The organism is Empedobacter sp. GD03861, from assembly GCF_029840885.1.
Taxonomy (GTDB): domain Bacteria; phylum Bacteroidota; class Bacteroidia; order Flavobacteriales; family Weeksellaceae; genus Empedobacter; species Empedobacter falsenii_B.
The window spans coordinates 95,543-118,493 of record NZ_JAOCDJ010000001.1; the positions used below are offsets into that span (position 1 = coordinate 95,543).

A 22,951-nucleotide genomic window follows, 5' to 3' on the forward strand; every position below is an offset into this window, starting at 1 on the left:
AATTTTAGATTACTTTACCTACAATTAATAGTTTTGCTAATACCATTATAGGTAAAATTTCTAGGGTGCAAAGGTACAAAATATTATAATACCAAACTGATTTATTGTCACTTATTTGTTTTGCGTATATATGATAAATTTCGAATATTCTATTCAAAAACAACAAAATAAAGCCAATCACCATCAAGTAATCTTTGTTAATTTGTGTGTAAAAAAACAAAAAACAAATAATAAGTAAGAGTAAAACATTTTTTGCATTGACAAAACTCGAACTTTTCATAAAATATGAAACAGAACTAGATTCATAGAAAACACGATAGAAAACCACCTCAATCATCAACCTAAAAAGCATAATCAAACTGATTACACCAAAGGTAATTCCGACACGTGAAAGATAATAAAACTTAAAATTTGGAATATGATTATACGTAATATCAAAATACGAAACCAACAACAAACTTATCAGTAAAACCGTCACACCATTGACAATAAAACTAAATAAGGTCGTATTATCATCTGTAAAACTCATGTATTCGGTTTTATTATCTAGCGTTTTGAAATTTTTAGCAAACAAGTATTTTGCTGCACAAACCAATAACAAACACACCGTCAAAGCAATAAGAACAGTATCATTGCCAAGTGTATTTTTTCCTATCGAGATTAAATCGTTTGTTTTCATAATTTTTTCAAAAATACAAAAGACTAACAATCTTATAACTATCTTTATGCCCACAAAATAATATTTATGTCGGACAAATTAGTTATTATCCCGACCTATAACGAAAAAGAAAACATAGAAGCCATTATTCGTGCAGCTTTGGCTGTTGACGGAGCATTTGATGTGCTTATTGTTGACGACAGTTCCCCAGACGGAACGAATGATATTGTAAAACGTTTGATTCCTGAGTTTAATGGACGTTTGCATTTAGAAATTCGTACCACAAAAGATGGTTTAGGACGCGCTTATGTACATGGATTTAAGTGGGCTTTAGCAAATAAATACGAATATATTTTCGAAATGGATGCCGATTTTTCGCATAATCCAAATGATTTACCTCGCTTATACCAAGCTTTAGCAGATGGTGCCGATTTAGCTATTGGCTCACGCTATTCTAATGGTGTAAATGTTGTGAATTGGCCAATGAACAGAGTTTTATTGTCTTATTTTGCGTCGAAATATGTGAGCATCATCACGCGATTACCTGTTCATGATGCTACAGCAGGGTTTGTTGGTTATAGAGCAAACGTGTTGAAGTCTCTGGATTTGGATAAAATACAATTCAAAGGGTATGGATTTCAGATTGAAATGAAGTACAAAACTTGGATTAAAAAATTTACACTAAAAGAAGTTCCAATTATATTTACAGACAGAACTTTAGGCGAATCAAAAATTAGTTCTGATATTATTGGAGAAGCCGTTTTTGGTGTAATTTCGTTACGATTAAGAAAAATATTTGGCAAATTATGAAAAACTTGATCTTTTTATCACTGATTTTTTTGAGTATTTTTAGTTGCGCACCAAAAAATTACGACAAACCAAAAGATCTCATCGGTAAATCTGAAATGATTGATATTCTTACTGATTTATATATTAGTCAACAAGGATTGCAGATGTTTCCTACTCAACAACAAGATCAAAGTATCGATTTAGCAAAAGATGCGGTAGATATTATGAAAAGTTATGATATCAAGTTTCATCAATTTTCTGAGAGTTACAAATATTATATGATGCAGCCTGAAAAATTCAAAGAAATGCTAAATGATGTGAAAAAAAATCTTGAAGATAAATTATCTGACGAAGAAAAAGAGCGTCAAAAAAATCAAAAGAATAGCTTAAATAACGTTATAGAAGCAGAAAAATAACAAAAAACCTCAAGTTATAACTTGAGGTTTTTTGTTTGTTATAATTTACCTTATAATTACATTGTAATTTTTACAATTATTTAATTATAAACTTCTTAATCAATTAAATTTATAATCTATATTTGTATCAACTAAAAAATCCTTCTGATGCAATCTAAAAAGATAAGTAAATCAAAAAAAGTTGGATTTGGTTCGAAAACAATCAATTATAAAGATGTCGTTATTGTTTCTATTTTAATTATAGTAGTCGCTTTAACCATCTTAAAATTTTTGAATTCTTGACGAACAAATCCCTGTATTTATCTTAAAGGAAATCGTCTTATTTCACAATATTGCAAAAGGTAATAACTACCCAAGTAGTTAATAGTTGATAGATTTAAAAAGCCTTTCGATACTTATTGTAAGGCTTTTTTTGGGGAGACAATAACTGATTTATTTTCGCTTTTTTACAAAAGGATTATAAGAAATACCTACATTAAAATAAAACGAAGGATCTTGTGTCGAAGAGAAAATCTTGTCATCAAACGTGTCTTTTTTATTAAATAAACCATTTGTAATTAGCGTTTTTACTCCTGTTTTGGCAGTGATAATAAAGTTGTGTTTTAATAAATATTCGTACTTCAATCCATTATTTAAATCGACTTGTCTGTATTCGTATTTTTCAGATAAATTATTGGGATTCAAATGATATAAATAAAACGTGTTTGCTTCCAATTCAGTTCCTATTGATAATCGAGAATTTTTGAAAGGATGCATTCTGAAAAGAATTTGTTTTGGTAAAATAATATCTGCAAAAAAGTCATTATTAAATCTATGTTGTAAGGTAAACATTGGAATTACAGGTGTTTTAGTACCTTCATCAATGTTCAATCCTAATCCTACTAATATTTTAGTTCGATCTGTAGATTTTAATAAAATATTTCCTGTTACAAGTCCTTTTACTCGACCAAAATATTTGTCGCTACCATCAAAAATAAGACTAGAACTTAGAAAAGTAGGCTTGTTAAACAGTTTTGTACTATAAGCCAAATTCAAGGATTCATAGAGATAATGTGCATTAATATCTACATTTTTTGTTTCTTGAAACGTTGGTTCAGCAAATTCTATATCCATATTGGTATTCTTATAACCAAGAGTCGTACTAAGAATCCAATTCTTTTTTTTCAAAATATTGATATTTGTACTGATATTCAACTGTGAATAATGATTGATTCGATTTCCATCAATTTTATTTCCATCAATTTTCGAAGTAAATTTAGTTGGCGTGGCGTAAGTGTATTCTACATTCAATGGTCTTGGAACAGAAAATTGTTGCGTCAAATACATATAAGCTTTTTTGGAAATACTATCTTGTTCTTTTATTTCCTTATTGTCTTGCCCATATACATTGGTAACATTTGTTAGAAGACAAAATAATATTGTTGACGTTTTAATTAATTTCATGGCTATTATCTGGCTTGTAAAATTGTTTGTTTATAAAAATTGAAATTAAAAATCTTGTCAAAAAGATTGAGTTTACGATCATTGCTAATACTTTCAATATTAATTGATTGTTGATAATCTTTAACAAAAACAATCCATAATTCATTCAGAAATTCTTTTTCCTTTATCATCAAAAGTTTTTGTGTGGCGATAAGCGATTCAATTTCTTCGAGTTGCTCACAAAACACAATTCCGATTGATTTGTTTTCATGGGAAATAATGCTACAATTGTATTTCAAAAAATCTTTGATCAAAATAGAATCATTGTAAATTTCTATAAATCGAATAAGATCAACTATTTGAATAATTTTACATTCAAGTTGTTCTTCAGATAACGAAGTTTCGTCTATAAGATTATATAATTTTAACACTTTTGCATGCGACATATTACTAATTTTTCGACGTAAATAAAAAGCAAAAAATTAGTCCCAAATTCAAATTTATACGAACCAATGCATATTTTATACAAAACCGAAGGATTGCGGGTTTTTGTATAAAAACAGAATCATTTTGTATAAAAAAATATAATGTCTTTTATAAAGAAGTAATTTAGTAATCTAAATATTTTGAGTAATTACTATCTCTAAATAAATCGAAATGGAGGAGAAAATTATAGCTTTTTTATTGAACAAGAAATTGAAATTGGTTAGGCAAATCATATTTCTACTATTTTTCTTCATTTTCTTGTATTGCTCAGGATTTTACATCAGATTTCCCAAAGAAGACCGTATTTATTGGTTTGTTAGCGTGTACACTTTTTTTGTCATCATGTTTTACATCAACACCTATTATTTGGTTCCTAAATTTTTGGACAGAAAATACCTGACCTATTTCTCACTTTTAATCTGTTTAGTTATTGTAACCCTAAGTATTGTACTTTTAACCAATCGATATATCCTACATTTAAATACTCCAAAAGGTGAATTCTTTATGCTACAGCCAATCTATGGAATTTTTACTTCGATTAGTTTTATCATGATTACAACAACAACAAGATTAGCGCAGAATTGGATTATTGATAAAGAGAAGATTATCGAACTAGAAAAACTAACGCGTAAAATGGAATTAGCGGAATTAAAAAACCAAATTAATCCTCATTTTTTATTTAATAATTTGAATAGTGTAAAAGCTCTAATCAGAAAAAATCCCGAAGAAGCTGTGAATACAGTTGTGAAGTTGTCAGAATTTCTGCGTTTTCAATTGTATGAAAATCGAAACAATAAAAACAATTTGTGTCAAGAGATTTTATTTCTTACCAATTATTTGGAATTAGAGCAAAAAAGACGGGACGATTTCACAGTAAAAATCAACAATACAATTAATTCGGAATCACTTAACCGACGTTTAATTCCTTCAAACTTATTTACCGTTTTTATCGAAAATGCAGTTAAACATAGTGTCGATGTTAATGATAATGCGTCTTATATCAATATTAATTTTAGCATAACAAATCTTATGTTGCATTTTGAATGTAGCAATTCTATCTGTCCAGATTTTAAAATTTCTGATACAAAAAATAAAGGAATCGGGCTTACGAATATCAAAAGAAGATTAGAACTTTTATATGGTGATAACTACGAATTGAAGCTAAATAAGAAAGAAAAAGAATTTGTTGTCACTTTAAATCTGCCTTTATGAAATGTATTATAATTGATGATGAACCTCTTGCTCGCGAGGAATTATCGGAGGAACTAAATGGTTTTGAATCTATTGAGATCATTGGGAGTTTTGGTAACGCAACCAAAGCACTTGATTTCACTAAAAACAATCACGTCGATTTAGTTTTTTTGGATATTGAAATGCCAAGCATAAATGGTCTCGAACTCGCAAAACAATTGCCTGCGAATACATTATTTATTTTTACGACAGCTTATCCTCAGTTTGCGATTGATGGCTACGAGCTGGATGCGATAGATTATTTATTGAAACCTATTTCGCAAGAACGGCTAAAAAAAGCGATTTCAAAAGCAGAATTATTGCATCAATTATTATCAGATAACACCATAAAATCAACAATTGAATCTAATTCAGAGCAGTTTATGTTTATCAAAGCAGACCGAAGATTTCATAAACTAAATTTTGAGGATATTACGCATATCGAAGCGTTGAAAGATTATGTTATTATTTATACAGACAAGCAAAAGTTGATAACGGCTATGAATCTAAAAACGATACATACAAAACTTCCAAATACAAGCTTTTACAGAGTAAGCAAATCATATATTGTAAACAAGAATCATATCACTTCTTTTGATTATAACACGTTGTACATCGATGATGTTGCGATTGCAATAGGTTCTACTTATCGTAAATTATTTTTTGATAATTATGGCGAAGGTTATATAAAAATGGAGGATTAAAAAATGTCTTTCTTTATTCAATATGAGTTTTGAATATTCTGTATTTTAATTATTAAATCATTGTTGTTAGATATACTCCCCTATATCAAAATCATCAAGACTTTTCTTTAAAATAAAAGAATTGCATTCTGATTTATCAGAAGCCATGCTGCAAGGCTAACTTCAAGTACATTTAGGTTATTCCAAAAAATGAGAAAAGTGATAATCCAAATGCACGTAATGGTACAACTTCAAAACGTTTAAAAGCTAATATGGAGAATCTACGATAGATGTTCCACGAGATCATAAAAAGAGCTATGAGCCAATTATTGTTCCTAAACATCAATCCAAATATGATTCATATTAGTATTCATCAAATATAATAAATTATGAAAATAAAACTGAAGCATAAAAAAAAAGACGTTATGCAAAAAATATGCATAAACGTCTTTTAACTTGTTGATCATCAATTAATCTTGAGGTTCCTAGCGGATTCGAACCGCTGTGGACGGTTTTGCAGACCGCTACCTAGCCTCTCGGTCAAGGAACCATTCCCGTTGTTTTGGATTGCAAATATAGCAATAATTTCAGAAAAAAAAAGTTTAATACGATTTTTCTAAAATAACACTCACTTTTTCTACATGCCCACCAATAGGAGGATTCAGCTTAGATAATTTTACTTTTGCATATGTGACATTCGTAAGTTCTTGACCTATACGATCTAAGACTCTTTTACAAACATGTTCCAAAAGTTTTGAACGAATACCTACTTCTTCCTTCACAATTTTATTTAACGAAACATAATCCAAAGCATCTACCAATTCATCCGATTCTGTTGCTTTCGTAAAGTCTGCATGCGCTTCCAAATCAACCAAATAATCAGAACCAATACGTGCTTCTTCATCTAAACATCCGTGATTCGAATATATTTTTATATTTTCTAAAATAATTACTCCCATAGTTCAAAGATAAAAAAAGACTTGCGTATTTCTACACAAGTCTTGTATTGTTTAATTTTTTAAACCTTATTATTTTGCAGATGCAAATCTTTCCGCAACTTTATCCCAGTTAATTACAGAGAAGAAAGCCTCAATATAATCAGGACGACGGTTTTGATAGTTTAAGTAATAAGCATGTTCCCAAACATCTAATCCTAAAACTGGAAATCCTTGTACATCAGCAACAGGCATCAAAGTAGAATCTTGATTTGGAGTTGATGTTACAACTAATTTTCCATCTTTTACGATTAACCAAGCCCATCCAGATCCAAAGCGTGTTGCAGCAGCTTTAGAAAACTCATCTTTGAAAGCTTCAAAAGATCCAAAAGCAGCGTTAATTGCATCAGCAACTTCTGCAGTTGGTTGATTAGCACCACCTGGAGTTAAAATTTCCCAGAATAAATTGTGATTATAAAAACCTCCACCATTGTTACGAACAGCTGGTTTGTCAGTTCCTTTTGCTAAAATTTCTTCGATTGTAGCGTTTGCTAAATCAGTTCCTTCAATAGCAGCATTCAAATTATTTGTGTACGCAGCATGGTGTTTATCATGGTGAATTTCCATTGTTTTTGCGTCAATATGAGGTTCTAATGCATCAAATGCATAAGGTAATTTTGCTAATTCAAAAGCCATAATATTTATTTTTTAGATTTAATTTTCTTGTATAAAGATACACAATAACTCAACAAATATGATTCCGAAATGATAGAATTTTAACATTATTTAATAGTAAAAGCTTATTTTAGTAAAAGATTCTAAATTTTTGAAATGAAAATACTTTGGAAAATAATAAAATGGTTCATCATAATCATTTGTGTATTAATCCTAATTCTTTATGCAACAGGGAATGACTACATTTTTCGTGGCGTAAAATTAACCTATATGAAAGGTGAAAGCACTGCAAATATCAACGATTACAAAGATTTTGATAACAATGTAATTTTGGCAGGTGCACCGCGAGTTTGGCATCAACATTTAGATTATAATCAATTTCCGTTGTCAGCTAATTTCGAAAAAGAGATGAACGATTTCGGAACTGCTGGGTTAGTTATTATAAAAGATAATCAAATTTTGAGCGAATACTATTTTAATGGATATGCACTAAATGATATTACCAATTCTTTTTCGATGGCGAAAACATTCACGACAATGATGTTGGGAAAAGCGATTGAGCAAGGTTATATCAAAGATTTAGATCAAAAAATAACAGATTTTATTCCTGAATTTAAAGATGATAAATTTGGAGCTGAATGTACAGTTGGTGATTTATCTGCTATGACATCTGGTTATGATTGGGACGAAGATTATTATTTTCCGCTCAATCCTACTGCAAAAGCGTATTATGGCGATGATATCGTTAAACAAATGTTGAATAGAAAATTTGTTTCTCAACCCGGCGGACATTTCAAATATCAATCGAGTGACACGCAATTGTTAGGCATTGTGATTGAACGGGCGTTGAAAAATAAATCGTTATCACAATATTTTCAAGAAGAATTTTGGCAACCAATGGGGATGGAATTAGATGCGCAATGGTCGAAAGATAATCCGAAAGGAATGGAGAAAACCTATTGTTGTTTCAATGCAACAGCGCGAGATTTTGCCAAACTTGGACAATTATTACTGAATGATGGAAATTGGTACGGAAAACAAATTTTAGATTCAGCATTTGTTCAGAAAATGGTTTTACCAAACAAAAAAGCGTTCGGACCAAATGAACCACAAATTTATGGTTATTCAGTTTGGATGGATTACAATTACAAAACACCTTTTTATGCGATGTTAGGACATTTGGGACAACGTATCATTGTAATTCCTTCAGAAAAATTAGTTGTTGTTCGAACTGGAAAAACGCATAATGATCAACCAAATAATCGTCCAATTGCAGATGGTGATGTTTATCGATTGGTAGACGAAGCGATGCGAATTAATCAAAAAGTGAAAGAAAATGATCCAACGAATTCCTTACAGTAAAATATTATTTTTAGATATCGAAACGGTTCCTCAAACAGATGATTGGAATCTTTTGTCTGAAAGAACACAAGCGCTTTGGGAAAAGAAAACGGCTTATCAACGCAATAATAATGAAGTTTCTCCTGAAGAATTTTACCACGAACGCGCCGGAATTATGGCTGAATTCGGGAAAATAGTTTGTATTTCGGTCGGAATTGTTGTTAAAGATTCTTTTATTCATATCAAAAGTTTTTATGGTCACGACGAAAAAAAATTGTTAGAAGATTTTAATTCAATGTTGATTGAAAACTTTTTTAAACCTGATCATATTTTATGTGCGCACAACGGAAAAGAATTCGATTTTCCGTACATCGCTCGCCGAATGATGATTAATCAAATAGAAATTCCAGCTATTTTGCAATTATTTGGTAAAAAACCGTGGGAAGTTCAGCATTTAGACACAATGGAGTTATGGAAATTTGGCGATTATAAGAACTTTACATCGTTAGATTTATTGGCAAATGTTTTCGAAATTCCAACACCAAAAGATGATATCGATGGTTCACAAGTTGCACGAGTTTATTACGATGAAAACAATGTAGAACGCATCAAAGATTATTGTGAAAAAGATGTTGTAACCTTGATTAATGTTTTCCGAAAAATGCGTTACGATCAACCTTTACAACGAAAAGAAGATATATAAAAACGAAAAAAATCCGCTAATGAGCGGATTTTTTATTCTATATTTTCTAATGATTAATTTTCATCATCTTCGGCTGAATCTGGTTCATCGCGAAAGTTTTCAATCAATTCATCTTTCACTTTCAATTGAACTTGCTCAACAGAATTTCGGTACATTTTGATAATTGTTCCTGTATATTCTTCCAAATCAATCAAATCTCCTTCCGTTAATTCTTTATCAGGATAACATTCAGAAATCAATCCAGCCAACGTATCATAATGTTCACTTTCTTCGAATCTAAACGGTACTAAACGATTAATATCGCTTATCGCGTTGTGTGCATTTATATTATAAACACCTTCAGAAACACGAGAAACTATCGGATCTTCGTTATCATATTCGTCTTGAATTTCTCCAACCAACTCCTCCAAAATATCTTCCATCGAAACAATTCCTGCAACTTCACCAACTTCATTTGTTACAATTGCAATTTGCATATGTTTTTTCTGAAATTGTTTCATTACATTCTTAATCAATGCATTTTCTGAGATAAAAATTGGCTCTCGCAACAATCCTTCAATTTCAGTTTGATTTGGATTTTCCAATAATTGCTTGATTAAATCCTTAGCGTAAATGATACCTTTTATATTATCAAATTCTTCTTCGTAAACAGGATAACGCGAATAACCTTCATTAATCGCATAATCTAACGCATCTTTTACAGAAGTATTAATATTAATTGCAGAAACATTTTTACGTAATGTTTGAATATTCATCACTCGACGATCATCAAACTCAAACACATTTTGAATTAAATTACGCTCAGATTCTTCAATTGCTCCACCTTCAGAACTTTCTGTAATAATCATTTTCAACTCTTCTTCTGTGTGAATTTCACCTCCATGAATAGGATGAATTCCAATCGCACGAAGAATTACATTTGCCAAACCATTCATTAAAACAATAAGAGGTTTGAAAACAAAATAAAATGCACGAAGAGGCCAAGCTACTGTAAAAGTAGTTTTTGTTGGATACTGAATCGCAATAGATTTCGGCGCTAACTCACCAAAAACAATGTGCAAAATAGTAATGATAACGAAAGCTGCTGGGAATGCAACATTATGCGCAATCGCTGTCCAAGAAGGAGAAGTTAAACCAACTACTTCAAAAAGTTTTACGATTACAGGTGTTAAAGAGCTTTCTCCAACCCAACCAAGACCAAGCGAAGCTAATGTAATACCTAATTGTGTTGCGGCAAGATAAGAATCTAAATGATTAACGATTCGTTTTGCAGCATTTGAAGTTCTTTCGTTAATATCTTGATTAACTTCAATTTGTGACGAACGTACTTTTACAATTGCAAACTCGGCTGCAACGAAAAAACCATTTAATAAAACAAGGAAAATTGTAAGCAAAAGTTTTGCTACAGAAATTTCATCGGCGACATTGTGATTAGCGACTAAAAACAATGTCGAAATCTGGGAGTATGTATCCATTCTTCGAATTTAAAAAACTGACTTGTTATAAGTTTTTATAAGTCAGTAAATCAATACATCTAAATTAATAAAAAAAATTAAAAATCACAACGTTTTGATTCGTAGCAAAATTACAAAATTTATAAATACAAAATCTTAGAAATTATTGATTCGAGAAAATGATTAAAAAAATCACTAAATTTCCACTTCATTTACCAAGCAACAATTTGCCATGCAAAAGCAAGATTTACATTATATTATCGAGGTCAAAAATTTATCGATTTCTTTTGGAGATAAACAAGTTTTGAATAACATCAATTTCAAAGTAGAACAAGGTGATACATTAGGAATTGTTGGAGAATCTGGCTCAGGAAAGTCGTTAACTTCATTGGCAATTATGGGTTTATTGTCTCCTAATGCAATTATTCATCCCAAAAGTGAAATTCTTTTTCGTCAAGATGATAAAATGATAGATTTGCTTAAACTTTCGCCTAAAGAACTGGAAAAAATAAGAGGAAATGAAATCGGAATGATTTTTCAAGAACCAATGACTTCTCTAAATCCAAGTTTACGTTGCGGAGAACAAGTGGAGGAAGCGATTCGTTTGCATCAAAATTTATCGAAAGAAGAAGCTAAAAAGAAAGTTCTTCATCTTTTTGAACAAGTTAAATTACCAAATCCCGAACGTATTTATAAAGCCTATCCGCACGAATTATCTGGTGGACAAAAGCAACGTGTAATGATTGCAATGGCGATTTCTTGCGAGCCGAAATTATTGATTGCCGATGAACCTACAACTGCTTTGGACGTTACGGTACAAAAAGCGACGTTAGATTTATTGAAAGAATTACAAGAAAAAAATAACATGAGCATGTTGTTTATTTCTCACGATTTGGGCGTGATTGCTAATGTTTGTGAAGAAGTTTTGGTGATGTTTCGTGGTGATGTTGTGGAACAAGGAAATGTAGAAACAATTTTTAATCATCCGAAAGAAAATTATACAAAAGGATTAATTGCTTGTCGACCTCGATTGGATGAACGTGCAAAACGTTTACCTACGGTGAAAAATTTCTTAGAAAATCCAAATTTCGAAACTGAGATCTATACAGAAGAAGAGCGCGAAACTTTTCACGAAAAAATTTATGCAAATCCTCCAATTTTAGAAGTTAAGAATTTGAAGAAATACTTCTATCCTTCGACTCTATTTGGAAACGCTACAATCCCGAATGTAAAAGCTGTCGATGATATCTCGTTCAAAGTTTATCCAGGTGAAACAATGGGCTTGGTTGGCGAATCGGGTTCTGGAAAAACAACCTTGAGTAGAACGGTTTTGTTATTAGAAAAACCAACTGCCGGCGAAATTTATTATAATGGTATAGATATTACGAAACTGAAAAAAGAGGAAATTCGTAAATTAAGAAGAGAAATTCAGATTATTTTCCAAGACCCATATTCAAGTTTAAATCCTCGCCAAACCGTTGCGCAAATTATTACAGAACCAATGCAAGTGCATAAAATTGGTCAGAATAAAGCTGAGCGATTAAAAACGGCTTCATCTCTTTTACAAAAAGTGGGTTTATCAGATCAAGATTTGAACAAATATCCGCACGAATTCTCTGGTGGGCAACGTCAACGTATCGGGATTGCTCGTGCTTTGGCTTTAAATCCTAAATTTATCATTTGTGATGAATCTGTTTCTGCGTTGGATGTTTCTGTTCAGGCGCAAGTCTTGAATTTATTAAATGATTTGAAAACAGAGTTTAGTTTTACCTATATATTTATTTCGCACGATTTGGCGGTTGTAAAATATATGAGCGATCAATTATTGGTCATGCAACACGGAGAAATGAAAGAATTGAACGATGCAGACAAGGTTTATGCGCATCCGATAACAAACTATACCAAAGAATTGATAGAAGCAATTCCAAAGCTATAAAAGGATCCTTTATAAAAGCAAAAAGCGTTTGAAGTTTATTTCCTCAAACGCTTTTTTATTGATCGCAATAAATCAATATAAACTAAACTATTTCAAAATAAAAAAAGCATCCAAATCTGAATGCTTTTTAGTAGTCCCTAGGGGAATCGAACCCCTCTTTCTAGAATGAAAATCTAGTGTCCTAACCGATAGACGAAGGGACCTCCTTTCGTATTATTGTGGTGCAAAAATAAACGTTTATTTTTTATTACCAAACAATTTTCGAAAATTTTATACTATTTTTTTTAATCAAGTCAAATTGTAGTCCCTAGGGGAATCGAACCCCTCTTTCTAGAATGAAAATCTAGTGTCCTAACCGATAGACGAAGGGACCACTTAATATGAATTAATTAATTCGAATATTCTTTATTTTGAATGAACGTCATTTTGTGTTGGGAGTTGTAGAAAAGTCGATGTATAATTCTAATAATTTGAACCAAGTTGAATTATACAGCGACATTTTCATTCCCGATTAATCATCTAAACATTATGATTAACCTTTACAAACAAAACACAAAAAACAATTTCCTTTACACAGTATTCTACTGGTTGTTTAAAAAATCAACAACTATGAACAAGGAAAAAAAAGATTGCAATAATGCAATCCATCTATTAATTTGTAGTCCCTAGGGGAATCGAACCCCTCTTTCTAGAATGAAAATCTAGTGTCCTAACCGATAGACGAAGGGACCACTTTTATTTTATTAAGCTAATCCCGCAATATGTTTCGCTAACTTTGATTTTAAGTTTGAAGCTTTATTCTTGTGAATAATGTTTCTTTTTGCTAACTTATCAATCATTGAAGAAACTTTTGGAAAAACTGTTTCTGCTTCATTTTTATCAGACTCAGATCTTAAAGCTTTAATAGCTGTACGAGCTGATTTGTGATAATATTTATTACGATCGCGTCTTACCGCTGATTGTCTAATTCTTTTTAATGCTGACTTATGATTTGCCATAACTTAAATCTCTTTCTATTTTAGTTCGGCAAAGATATAAACAAATATTTTATCTCGCCAAATTAATTTAATAATTTTCTAAAACACTTTTATGTAGCCCATAGGAGAATCGAACTCCTGTTTCCAGGATGAAAACCTGATGTCCTAACCACTAGACGAATGGGCCGCATGACGGCTTAACCACTTGTTGTGAAAAGCGAGTGCAAATGTAGAACAATTTTTTGGACTTCCAAATATATTTAAAAGTTTTTTTGAATATGTTTTTGTTAAAAAATGTTAAGGAAGTTAATATTTTGTCAAAACAACTCTTATATATAATGAGTTATAATTTTAACAATTACTTTAGCGGTGCTATTAAAATTTATACAAACGAATACTCAATATATGAAAGCATCGATATTAGGTGTAGCTGCAGTGGTTTGCACGATGTTTATTACATCATGTTCATCTTTAACCCCAGTTAGTGAAGCTACAGAATATTCTTCGAGAAGTTTCGTACCGAAACCAAGAGCTATTGAAGCTCAAGCTAAAATAATCAATAAACATGCCAATTTAGATGTTACACCAATAGAAATTAACGATGAAGCGAAATCTATGGTTGTGTTAAACAGCGTTTTAGAAGAAACGAATGAATTGTTTGCAGGGTTTTTATTAAAAGAAGCAGAAACGTATATTGGTACACCTTACCGATACGGAGGCACAACAAGAAGTGGTATTGATTGTTCTGCCTTTGTTAGAAACGTTTTCGAGACTTTCAATAAAAATTTACCTCGTGTATCTGCTGATCAGGCAAGAGAAGGCTTTACAGTTAGTACAGACGAAGCAAAAGAAGGAGATTTAGTTTTCTTTGCAACAAGAGGTCGTGGTAGAGTTTCGCATGTAGGAATTGTTCATGGAAGAAATAAAGATGGAGTTTTAGAATTTATTCATTCATCTACTTCTCAAGGTGTTATGGTATCTTCTTTGAATGATAGATATTGGGGACCAAAATTCTTATACGTAAAAAGAATATTATAATAATAGTATAATTTCATTATCATAAAAAAAAGCATCAAGATTACTTGATGCTTTTTTTGTCTTATTTTTTATTTTCGATGTTCTCTCAAAATCATCACAAACAATACAATTAATGGAACAATCATTCCTAAAATATAATATGTATTGATTTGTAAAATAGTTGGGTAAAATAATATTGCAGATAATAATCCCACAATTGCTCCACCTAAATGCGCTGAATGTCCGATGTTCCCTAAATTAGTTTTCATTCCATAAACTGAATATCCTAAATATAAGATCCCGAAAATCCAGGCTGGAATTGGTAAAGCAAAAAATAATCTTAATTCCATTTCAGGAAAAGCTGCAATTGCAGCGAATAAAACCCCTGTCACTCCACCAGAAGCTCCTACTGCCGAATAAAAAGTTTCTTTCTTGTGAATCAACAACGACAAAATATTTCCGCCAATAACCGCTGCTAAAAAAACTAAAAGAAACATTCCGTAACCTACATTTAGTTTTGCATTCGAGAAGTCGCCTAACAAAAATCCTTCTGGACTCGCAAAAAATCCGATAACAGGATTTGCAAAGAAATAAAGCGTTAACATATTGAATAACAAATGAGTAAAATCAACATGTAAAAACCCTGAACTTAAAATTCTATAGTATTCCTTATTATATAATATCGATCCAACTTGAAATTTATATTTTTCAAAGAAAGCTAAATCGTTAAAACCTTTCCAACTTACCAAAACATTCAATCCAATAACGACTAATGCCACAATAGAGATGTCTCCCATTATTCTTCTATATTTTCTTCTTCATTATTATCCTCCTCAATCGCATCAAATAGCGTCGGCTGCGGCTCTTCTTCTGACTCCTCCTCTTCTTCTGGTTCTTCGAATGGAAGCGGTTCCAACACATTAATTTGTTTTAATTTATATGTCGTCAATTGATTTCCTTGCGCTTTAATTCCTTTAACTGTAATAAATTCTTCTAAATTTATCACTTCTGGTTCTTTTTCTAAACCTTTTACTTTCGGGAAAATCAACTCAATAACTGGTAAATAATCTGTCGAAACAACTTTTATTGATGATTTACCATCTTCTAACGTATAAAAAGTTTGTGGAGAAAATGTATCTTCTAAAAGGAAACGTTTCACAAAATAACGATCTTTTTCTGCATCATAATACACGCAAGAAATCGGTTTTGAAGGTTTCCATTTCTCGATAATTTCTAAATCTTCGTCAAAACGATTACTCAAATCAAACGAAACCAATTTTGCTTCACCTTTTTTATTAATCGTTAAAATTTTATCATCACCTTTAAAAGAACCTAACAAAAGTCCCAATCCATCTGCATTTAGACGTTTTGTATCTGTATCAAACCAAATTTGACGAGGTGCTAAAGTCGAAACTCCTTCCTCTTTCAATTCTACTTTTTTGATTGGATATTTAGTGACTAAATTACCTTTTGATGCACGACCTTTTATCGCTAAATCTGCAAAATTGATGTCAAATTTCAACTTTTTGATACGTTGATGAGTTTTTAAAATAATTGATACAACTTCGGCTTCTCCATTTGGATTTGCTGAAAAATACAACACTTCCGAACCTTTATTACCAGCCGTTAAATCATATTCTTTATCGCGAGTAATTCCCGTTACAGCAAAACGTTTTTGATAAGCCGGACCATTTTTACCATCGCGATAAATCAAGTTATAAATGGTACGTTTATCATTTTTATGCCAAATTCCAACATGAATAATTCCTTTTCCAACAAAAGTTTTTGCATCAACTTTTGTCACAATCATCGAACCATCATGTTTGAAAACCACAATATCATCAATATCAGAACACTCGAATAAATACTCGTCTTTTTTCAATGAAGTTCCGATAAAACCTTCGTTTCTATCCACATAAAAACGTGTATTTGCAACGGCAACTTTTGTCGCATCAATCGTATCAAATGTTCTAATTTCTGTTTTACGTTCTTTTCCTTTTCCGTATTTTGTCTTTAGGTTTTTGAAATAATCGATCGCATAATCAATCAAATTTGCTAAATGATGTTTTACATTCTCGATTTTATCTTCTAATGATTCAATAAATTGTTGTGCTTTATCTAAATCAAATTTTGAAATACGTTTGATTCGAATTTCTGTTAAACGCGTAATATCTTCTTCCGTAACTGGACGAATTAAATGCGCAATATGTGGCTTCAGCCCTTTATCAATCGCAGAAATTACACCTTCCCATGTTTCTTCTTCTTCGATATCGTGATAAATTCTATTCTCGATAAAAATTCGTTCCAACGAAGAAAAATGCCATTGTTCTTGCAGTTCATCTAACTCAATTTCTAACTCTTTTTTCAACAATTCAACTGTATTGTTTGTATTGTGAATTAAAATTTCAGAAACTGTTAAAAATTCTGGTGTTTGTTCATTAATCACACACGCATTTGGCGAAATAGAAATCTCGCAATCCGTGAATGCATACAATGCATCAATTGTTTTGTCTGGACTACTTCCTGGAACAAGATGAATTAAAATCTCAACTTCAGCCGCTGTATTATCTTCAATCTTTTTGATCTTGATTTTACCTTTATCATTGGCTTTCAAAACTGAATCAATCAAAGATCCTGTCGTTGTTCCGTAAGGAATTTCAGTGATTTTTAGCGTCGTTTTATCTTCTTGCAAAATCTTTGCACGAATACGCACTTTACCTCCACGCAATCCATCATTATAATCGGAAACATCAACCAAACCAGAAGTTAAAAAATCTGGGAAAATTTGAAATTTCTTTCCTTTCAGATGTAAAATTGACGCATCAATTAACTCATTGAAATTATGCGGTAAAATCTTTGTTGACAAACCAACTGCAATTCCTTCAACTCCTTGTGCCAAAAGCAAAGGAAATTTGATTGGAAGATCGATTGGTTCTTTATTTCGACCATCATAAGAAGGTTGCCATTTTGTAGTTTTTGGATTATAGACAACTTCTAACGCAAATTTAGTCAATCGAGCTTCGATATAACGCGACGCAGCCGCTCGGTCACCAGTATAGATATTTCCCCAGTTTCCTTGCATATCGATCAACAATTCTTTTTGACCAATTTGAACCATTGCATCAGAAATCGCCATATCACCATGCGGGTGATATTTCATCGTATTTCCTACAATGTTCGCAACTTTGTTATATCGTCCGTCTTCCAACTCGCGCATTGAATGTAAAATTCTACGCTGAACTGGTTTCAACCCATCATAAATAGATGGAATTGCTCGTTCTAAAATTACATAAGAGGCATAGTCAAGAAACCATTCTTGGTACATACCAGAAACCTTCTTGATGCTCTCTTGATTGTCTTGCATCATGTTAAATAGCTACTTCTACATTGTCTTTGACTACATAATTAGACTCCACAATTTTGTCTAATTCAGTCAAAATAATATTAATATTTCGATTAGAAATAAATGCTAAACGAAATTTGACTTTTGTTAAATTGGTAGGATTCTTTTTACTGTTAATATAAAAGACAACGTTTTTTGAAAGAATTCCTTTCTGAAAATCGTATTTGATCAATTTATACTTCGGTAAATCGATTTTGTTCGTTTTTGAATCTAAGAAGGATAAAAATCCAACATTCTTCGTTTCAAAAGTTATGGTTTCACCTTTTGTGTCTATCGCAAAAAATTGATTTCCACTTTTATAGCTTACATAAATAAACAACGCTATAAAAATTGCAACAACATAAGGTGGTATTATGTGATACTTGTAAGGTAAAATACCAGCATACATAATAAGGTTTAGAATGATTAAAATAACGATGGTGAAATTTAGCATTTTAAAGAGCTGTATCACATTTTTATTATTCTTCTTCATATTTATAAAATAGGTGTTTAGGTTAGATAGAAAGTAAGTTTTTTATATAATATTCTAATTTTTAATAGCTTCTACAGCCAAATTGTTAATAATAAATTCTTGTCTTGTTGGTGTATTTTTTCCCATGTAAAATTCTAAAAGACTTTCGATGGTTTGATCTTTTCCAATCATTACTGGTTCTAAACGAATATCTTTTCCGATAAAATGCTTGAACTCATCTGGCGAAATTTCACCTAATCCTTTGAATCGTGTAATCTCTGGATTTTTAACTTCTTCCAACGCTTTTATACGTTCTGGTTCAGAATAACAATAACGTGTTTCCTTCTTGTTTCTCACACGAAAAAGTGGTGTTTGCAAAATATACAAATGTCCCTCTTTGATCAATTCTGGGAAAAATTGTAAGAAAAATGTAATAATCAACAAACGAATGTGCATTCCATCGACATCAGCATCAGTTGCAATTACAACATTGTTGTAACGTAAATCTTCTAATCCTTCTTCGATGTTTAGCGCCGCTTGCAAAAGATTGAATTCTTCGTTTTCGTAAACGATTTTCTTTGTCAAACCGTACGAATTCAACGGCTTTCCTCTCAAACTAAACACCGCTTGCGTCTCTACACTTCTACTTTTGGTAATCGATCCACTTGCCGAATCTCCCTCGGTAATAAAAATAGTCGTATCTAAACGTAATTCAGCTTTCGGATCATTATAATGTTGACGACAATCGCGCAATTTCTTGTTATGTAAACTAACTTTTTTGGCGCGATCACGCGCTAATTTTCGAATTCCAGAAAGCTCTTTTCGTTCCGTTTCTGATTGTTTAATCTTGCGTTCTAATGCTTGCGCAACTTCTGTATTTTTATGTAAAAAGTTGTCAAGATTCGTTTTGATAAAATCATTTACAAACGTGCGAACCGTTGTCATTCCTGGTCCAATTTCATTCGAACCAAGTTTAGTTTTTGTTTGCGATTCAAAAACTGGCTCAATTACTTTGATCGAAATTGCTCCAATAATTGATTTTCTAATATCCGCAGGATCATAATTTTTATTATAAAATTCGCGAACAGTTTTCACAACAGCCTCTTTAAAAGCTGTTAAATGTGTTCCTCCTTGCGTTGTATTTTGACCATTCACAAAAGAATAATACGTTTCCGAATATGATTTCGAGCTGTGCGTCATCGCAATTTCGATATCTTCTCCTTTCAAATGGATGATATCATAAATTGTTTCTTCCTCGATATTATCATTCAATAAATCTTTCAATCCGTCTTTCGAAAAGAATTCTTCTCCATTGAAAATAATTTTCAATCCTGGATTTAAGTAAACATAGTTTTTCAACATTTTGTCTACATATTCTTTTCTGAATTTAAAATTCAAGAAAATCGATTTATCTGGGATAAATGTAATTTTAGTTCCTTTTCGTAAAGATGTTTCTTTTTCATCTTCTTGATTTGCTAAAATCCCTTGCTCAAACTCTGCAATACGTGTTTTTCCATCTCGAATAGATTGCACTCGAAACGATGTTGACAACGCATTTACAGCTTTTGTACCAACACCATTTAAACCAACCGATTTTTTGAAAGCTTGTGAATCATATTTACCACCTGTATTCATCTTAGAAACGGCGTCAACCATTTTTCCAAGCGGAATTCCACGTCCATAATCACGAACCGTTACCTCATCTTCGCGCAGATTAATTTCGATTGTTTTTCCTGCACCCATCACAAATTCATCGATACAGTTATCTACAATCTCCTTCAACAAAATATAAATTCCATCATCTTGAGACGAACCATCTCCCAGCTTCCCAATATACATCCCAGGTCGCATGCGAATATGTTCGCGCCAATCAAGGGTTTTGATATTGTCTTCCGTATAATTTACTTGTTGATCTAATTCTGACATTTGAGTTGTTGAGTGTTAAACGAGTTTTACAAAAATAAGAAAAAATTTCCTAAAAATATTAAGGTTCATTGTTTTGATTTTGAGCAAAAACGACCTAATTTACCAATATGATAAAATCTAAACTACCCAATGTTTCGACAACCATTTTTTCGGTAATGAGTCAATTGGCAAATGAACATCAAGCGATTAATTTAGCGCAAGGTTTTCCTGACTTTAATGCAGATTCTGAATTAATTAGTCGTTTAAATTATTATTCAACACAAAATTACAATCAGTACGCGCCAATGACTGGCGTCGAAAAATTGCGTGTATTACTTTCAGAAAAATATTCTAATCTTTATCAATCTGATTACGATTTTCAGAATGAAATTAACATTACGAGTGGTGCAAGTCAAGCGATTTTTAATGTTGTTTCTACATTAATTCATCCAAATGATGAAGTAATTATTTTTGAACCTGCTTACGATTTATATCAACCAACGGTTGAATTATTTGGAGGAAAAATTGTTCCAATTCAGCTAAAATATCCTGAATATTCTATCGATTTTGAAGAATTGAAGAAAAAAATTAATGATAAAACGAAATTAATTATCGTTAATAATCCGAACAATCCAACAGGAAAAATTTTATCCGAAAATGATTTGAAACAATTTGAACAAATCCTAAAAGATTCAAATTGTTATTTACTTGCAGATGAAGTTTATGAGCATATTACATTTGATGGAAAATCGCATCAAAGTTTCGCAAAATTGAAATCGGTAAAAGACAAGATTTTCATCGTAGGTTCTTTCGGAAAATTATTTCACATAACTGGTTGGAAAATCGGTTATATTTTAGCCGAAAAAGAATTGATGAAAGAGTTTAGAAAATGTCACCAATTCAATACTTTTTCTACGCATACACCATCACAATATGCAATTGCAGATTATTTAGAAAAACCTGATCATTACTTGCATTTGAATGATTTTTTTCAACAAAAAAGAGATTTATTTGTTAAAGGTTTAGCTTCAACAAATTTTGAAGTTTTGCCTTGCGAAGGAACTTATTTTGTAAGTGCAAATTATGCTAAAATAAGTGATTTATCTGATGATGAGTTTGCAAAACAGTTAACCATCAAAAATAAAGTTGCGACGATACCAATTTCAGCATTTTACCATGATAAAACAGATAACAAAGTAATTCGATTTTGTTTTGCTAAAAAGGATGAAACACTTTTAATGGCTTTAGAAAATTTGAAAAGTTTGTAGAAAAATAAAAGCTCAATCTTTCGATTGAGCTTTTTATATAGATATAATTTAAATCTTAAACATTAAACAAGAAATGCATGATATCACCATCTTGTACGATGTACGCTTTTCCTTCTACGTTTAATTTTCCTGCTTCACGACATTTAGATTCTGATCCGTATGTAATAAAATCCTCAAATTTGATTACCTCTGCACGAATAAATCCTTTTTCGAAATCTGTATGAATAACTCCAGCCGCTTGTGGTCCTGTAGAACCTTTTTTGATTGTCCAGGCACGAACTTCTTTTACACCTGCTGTGAAATAAGTTTCTAAATCTAACAGTGTGTAAGCAGAACGAATCAAACGATTAACGCCTGGCTCTTCTAATCCTAATTCTTCTAAGAAAATTTGACGTTCATCAAACGTTTCTAATTCATTGATATCAGCTTCAATTTGTGCCGCTAAAATCAACACTTCAGCATGCTCATCTTTTACAGCTTCTTTTACTTTTTCTACCCACTCGTTTCCGTCTTTTGCAGCAGATTCGTCTACATTACATAAGTACAAAACTGGTTTAGAAGTAATTAATTGTAACGAATCTACAATTTCTTGCTCTTTTTCGTCCAAATCCATCTCACGAACATTTTTCAACTCTTCTAAATGAGCGATTACAGCTGTTAAAACTTCTACAACTTTTTGTTCGTCTTTATTTCCCGCTTTTGCTGCTTTTTTAGATTTATCGATACGTTTTGTAACTGTATCCAAATCTTTCAATTGCAACTCAATATCAATTGTTTCTTTATCACGCAATGGATTAATAGAACCATCAACATGTGTAATATTTTCGTTTTCGAAACAACGTAAAACGTGAATAATTGCATTACACTCGCGGATATTTCCTAAAAATTGATTTCCTAAACCTTCTCCCTTACTTGCTCCTTTTACTAAACCAGCAATATCTACAATTTCTACAACCGCAGGCACAACGCGCTCTGGATTTACAATTGCTTCTAACTGATTTAGACGAGTATCTGGTACAGAAACTGTTCCTACATTTGGTTCAATTGTACAGAAAGGATAATTCGCCGATTGCGCCTTTGCATTCGACAAACAGTTAAATAAAGTAGATTTACCAACATTAGGCAATCCAACAATTCCACATTTCATATATGTTGTCTCTTTTTTTTTAATGATTGAATATTAGAACGATGTTCTAATAATT

At 31.6% G+C, this 22,951-nt stretch carries 21 protein-coding genes, 5 tRNA genes and 1 pseudogene; 10 read left to right on the forward strand and 17 right to left on the reverse strand.

Going from position 1 to position 22,951, the window contains the following annotated elements; translation table 11 throughout:
* Positions 1 to 4 precede the first annotated feature (4 nt).
* Positions 5 to 679, reverse strand: coding sequence for a DUF4271 domain-containing protein (locus tag N5D03_RS00460; protein WP_038336743.1), 675 nt, complete (start codon positions 677 to 679; stop codon positions 5 to 7).
* A gap of 66 nt (positions 680 to 745) precedes the next feature.
* On the opposite strand from N5D03_RS00460, the gene N5D03_RS00465 reads away from it, so the two are divergent.
* Together N5D03_RS00465 and N5D03_RS00470 are read left to right on the forward strand one after the other, a co-directional pair.
* On the forward strand, positions 746 to 1,468 hold the full coding sequence (locus N5D03_RS00465) for a polyprenol monophosphomannose synthase (RefSeq protein WP_280037302.1): 723 nt from the start codon (positions 746 to 748) through the stop codon (positions 1,466 to 1,468).
* Positions 1,465 to 1,863 (forward strand): DUF4296 domain-containing protein, encoded by a 399-nt coding sequence (locus N5D03_RS00470; protein WP_280050656.1) that lies wholly within the window; start codon positions 1,465 to 1,467, stop codon positions 1,861 to 1,863. The genes N5D03_RS00465 and N5D03_RS00470 overlap by 4 nt, the downstream gene beginning before the upstream one ends.
* A gap of 432 nt (positions 1,864 to 2,295) precedes the next feature.
* Here the strand turns inward: N5D03_RS00470 and N5D03_RS00475 are convergent, their stop codons facing one another.
* Together N5D03_RS00475 and N5D03_RS00480 are read right to left on the reverse strand one after the other, a co-directional pair.
* On the reverse strand, positions 2,296 to 3,306 hold the full coding sequence (locus N5D03_RS00475) for a hypothetical protein (RefSeq protein WP_280050657.1): 1,011 nt from the start codon (positions 3,304 to 3,306) through the stop codon (positions 2,296 to 2,298).
* Positions 3,307 to 3,311: 5 nt separating this feature from the next.
* Entirely contained in the window at positions 3,312 to 3,731 is a 420-nt protein-coding gene (locus N5D03_RS00480) for a hypothetical protein (protein ID WP_280049948.1), read from the reverse strand.
* A gap of 544 nt (positions 3,732 to 4,275) precedes the next feature.
* Here N5D03_RS00480 and N5D03_RS00485 point away from each other — a divergent pair.
* From N5D03_RS00485 to N5D03_RS00495, 3 genes and pseudogenes are all read left to right on the forward strand, one after another.
* Positions 4,276 to 4,983 (forward strand): histidine kinase, encoded by a 708-nt coding sequence (locus N5D03_RS00485; RefSeq protein ID WP_052217770.1) that lies wholly within the window; start codon positions 4,276 to 4,278, stop codon positions 4,981 to 4,983.
* On the forward strand, positions 4,980 to 5,705 hold the full coding sequence (locus N5D03_RS00490; RefSeq protein WP_280050658.1) for a LytTR family DNA-binding domain-containing protein: 726 nt from the start codon (positions 4,980 to 4,982) through the stop codon (positions 5,703 to 5,705). The genes N5D03_RS00485 and N5D03_RS00490 overlap by 4 nt, the downstream gene beginning before the upstream one ends.
* 172 nt (positions 5,706 to 5,877) lie before the next feature.
* A pseudogene (locus N5D03_RS00495) lies at positions 5,878 to 6,042 on the forward strand (transposase); the annotation flags it as partial.
* A gap of 121 nt (positions 6,043 to 6,163) precedes the next feature.
* Here the strand turns inward: N5D03_RS00495 and N5D03_RS00500 are convergent.
* The 3 genes from N5D03_RS00500 to N5D03_RS00510 all read right to left on the reverse strand — a co-directional run bounded on the left by N5D03_RS00500 (position 6,164) and on the right by N5D03_RS00510 (position 7,315).
* Positions 6,164 to 6,234: transfer RNA gene (locus N5D03_RS00500), tRNA-Cys, on the reverse strand.
* 52 nt (positions 6,235 to 6,286) lie between these two features.
* Positions 6,287 to 6,643, reverse strand: coding sequence for a dihydroneopterin aldolase (folB, locus tag N5D03_RS00505; RefSeq protein ID WP_038334989.1), 357 nt, complete (start codon positions 6,641 to 6,643; stop codon positions 6,287 to 6,289).
* 69 nt (positions 6,644 to 6,712) lie between these two features.
* The gene (locus tag N5D03_RS00510) at positions 6,713 to 7,315 is read right to left on the reverse strand and encodes a superoxide dismutase (protein WP_038334988.1); all 603 of its coding nucleotides are present in this window, start codon (positions 7,313 to 7,315) and stop codon (positions 6,713 to 6,715) included.
* A gap of 135 nt (positions 7,316 to 7,450) precedes the next feature.
* Between N5D03_RS00510 and N5D03_RS00515 the strand changes: the two genes are divergently transcribed.
* Positions 7,451 to 8,656: a serine hydrolase gene (locus N5D03_RS00515; RefSeq protein ID WP_280050659.1), complete on the forward strand. Its 1,206-nt coding sequence runs from the start codon at positions 7,451 to 7,453 to the stop codon at positions 8,654 to 8,656.
* Positions 8,631 to 9,338 (forward strand): 3'-5' exonuclease, encoded by a 708-nt coding sequence (locus N5D03_RS00520; RefSeq protein WP_280050660.1) that lies wholly within the window; start codon positions 8,631 to 8,633, stop codon positions 9,336 to 9,338. Before N5D03_RS00515 ends, N5D03_RS00520 begins: the two co-directional genes overlap by 26 nt.
* Before the next feature lie 53 nt (positions 9,339 to 9,391).
* Here the strand turns inward: N5D03_RS00520 and N5D03_RS00525 are convergent, their stop codons facing one another.
* Entirely contained in the window at positions 9,392 to 10,813 is a 1,422-nt protein-coding gene (locus N5D03_RS00525; RefSeq protein ID WP_114998216.1) for a hemolysin family protein, read from the reverse strand.
* A gap of 178 nt (positions 10,814 to 10,991) precedes the next feature.
* On the opposite strand from N5D03_RS00525, the gene N5D03_RS00530 reads away from it, so the two are divergent.
* Positions 10,992 to 12,728: an ABC transporter ATP-binding protein gene (locus tag N5D03_RS00530; protein ID WP_280050714.1), complete on the forward strand. Its 1,737-nt coding sequence runs from the start codon at positions 10,992 to 10,994 to the stop codon at positions 12,726 to 12,728.
* A gap of 131 nt (positions 12,729 to 12,859) precedes the next feature.
* Here N5D03_RS00530 and N5D03_RS00535 read toward each other — a convergent pair.
* The 5 genes from N5D03_RS00535 to N5D03_RS00555 form a co-directional block, all read right to left on the reverse strand.
* Positions 12,860 to 12,931 (reverse strand) — tRNA-Glu (locus N5D03_RS00535).
* A 98-nt stretch (positions 12,932 to 13,029) separates the two neighbouring features.
* Positions 13,030 to 13,101: transfer RNA gene (locus tag N5D03_RS00540), tRNA-Glu, on the reverse strand.
* A gap of 286 nt (positions 13,102 to 13,387) precedes the next feature.
* A tRNA-Glu gene (locus N5D03_RS00545) sits at positions 13,388 to 13,459 on the reverse strand.
* Positions 13,460 to 13,471: 12 nt separating this feature from the next.
* On the reverse strand, positions 13,472 to 13,726 hold the full coding sequence (rpsT, locus tag N5D03_RS00550) for a 30S ribosomal protein S20 (RefSeq protein WP_038334974.1): 255 nt from the start codon (positions 13,724 to 13,726) through the stop codon (positions 13,472 to 13,474).
* A 94-nt stretch (positions 13,727 to 13,820) separates the two neighbouring features.
* Positions 13,821 to 13,892 (reverse strand) — tRNA-Glu (locus N5D03_RS00555).
* Positions 13,893 to 14,110: 218 nt separating this feature from the next.
* On the opposite strand from N5D03_RS00555, the gene N5D03_RS00560 reads away from it, so the two are divergent.
* The gene (locus N5D03_RS00560; RefSeq protein ID WP_038334971.1) at positions 14,111 to 14,743 is read left to right on the forward strand and encodes a C40 family peptidase; all 633 of its coding nucleotides are present in this window, start codon (positions 14,111 to 14,113) and stop codon (positions 14,741 to 14,743) included.
* A 68-nt stretch (positions 14,744 to 14,811) separates the two neighbouring features.
* Here the strand turns inward: N5D03_RS00560 and N5D03_RS00565 are convergent, their stop codons facing one another.
* From N5D03_RS00565 to N5D03_RS00580, 4 genes are read right to left on the reverse strand one after another with little or no spacing between them, the layout of a single operon-like run.
* Positions 14,812 to 15,519, reverse strand: coding sequence for a rhomboid family intramembrane serine protease (locus N5D03_RS00565; RefSeq protein WP_280050661.1), 708 nt, complete (start codon positions 15,517 to 15,519; stop codon positions 14,812 to 14,814).
* Positions 15,519 to 18,086 (reverse strand): DNA gyrase/topoisomerase IV subunit A, encoded by a 2,568-nt coding sequence (locus tag N5D03_RS00570; RefSeq protein WP_280050715.1) that lies wholly within the window; start codon positions 18,084 to 18,086, stop codon positions 15,519 to 15,521. The genes N5D03_RS00565 and N5D03_RS00570 overlap by 1 nt, the downstream gene beginning before the upstream one ends.
* A gap of 4 nt (positions 18,087 to 18,090) precedes the next feature.
* Entirely contained in the window at positions 18,091 to 18,597 is a 507-nt protein-coding gene (locus N5D03_RS00575; RefSeq protein WP_280050662.1) for a hypothetical protein, read from the reverse strand.
* A gap of 54 nt (positions 18,598 to 18,651) precedes the next feature.
* Entirely contained in the window at positions 18,652 to 20,502 is a 1,851-nt protein-coding gene (locus N5D03_RS00580) for a DNA topoisomerase IV subunit B (protein ID WP_125348938.1), read from the reverse strand.
* A gap of 107 nt (positions 20,503 to 20,609) precedes the next feature.
* On the opposite strand from N5D03_RS00580, the gene N5D03_RS00585 reads away from it, so the two are divergent.
* Positions 20,610 to 21,749 carry a methionine aminotransferase gene (locus N5D03_RS00585; protein ID WP_114998290.1) on the forward strand — a complete coding sequence of 380 codons (1,140 nt, stop codon included), beginning with the start codon at positions 20,610 to 20,612 and terminating at the stop codon, positions 21,747 to 21,749.
* Between the two features lie 55 nt (positions 21,750 to 21,804).
* Here the strand turns inward: N5D03_RS00585 and ychF are convergent, their stop codons facing one another.
* Positions 21,805 to 22,896: a redox-regulated ATPase YchF gene (gene ychF / locus N5D03_RS00590; protein WP_125348936.1), complete on the reverse strand. Its 1,092-nt coding sequence runs from the start codon at positions 22,894 to 22,896 to the stop codon at positions 21,805 to 21,807.
* Positions 22,897 to 22,951 lie beyond the last annotated feature (55 nt).